Raw genomic sequence first — 395 nt, 5'->3', positions numbered from 1 at the left:
TCCGCGTCCCGCAGCCGCTCACCGGCCGCGTCGGACCGGACGCCCCGGCCCGCGTACTCCAGCCGCGGGACCCCGCCGGCCGTGTCCACGACCCGGACCACGTCACCGACTGCGTACCGGTACAGCCCGCCGACGTGGCTGAAGATCACGTGGTAGTCCCGGCCGGCCTCGAGCTCGTGCGGCAGCAGGGTGGCGCGGTCCGGGGCGAGATCCTGTTCGGCGGGCACGAACTCGTACACCGAGGCCGACGCGACGAGGCTGCCCGCCGACGCGTGCCGGTCCAGCGCCACGCCGACCGGCCCCTCCGAGGCGGCCACCGGGGCCGGCAGCACCGTGACCTCGGAGCCGAACTCCTCCCGGAGGGCGGGCAGGTAGAGCGAGGCCACGCCGGTCGT

1 protein-coding gene is annotated in these 395 nt (G+C 76.2%); it reads right to left on the bottom strand.

The window, feature by feature from the left end; translation table 11 throughout:
• Window positions 1–395: GH3 auxin-responsive promoter family protein (locus tag G3I78_RS50310; protein WP_164437369.1), on the bottom strand; the 395-nt coding region annotated here is incomplete at both ends.

It is taken from the genome of Streptomyces sp. SID13726 (assembly GCF_010548375.1).
In the GTDB taxonomy this organism is placed as follows: Bacteria; Actinomycetota; Actinomycetes; order Streptomycetales; family Streptomycetaceae; genus Streptomyces.
Note: the sequence above shows the minus strand (reverse complement) of the source record. Positions and strands in the feature narration are given on the sequence as shown.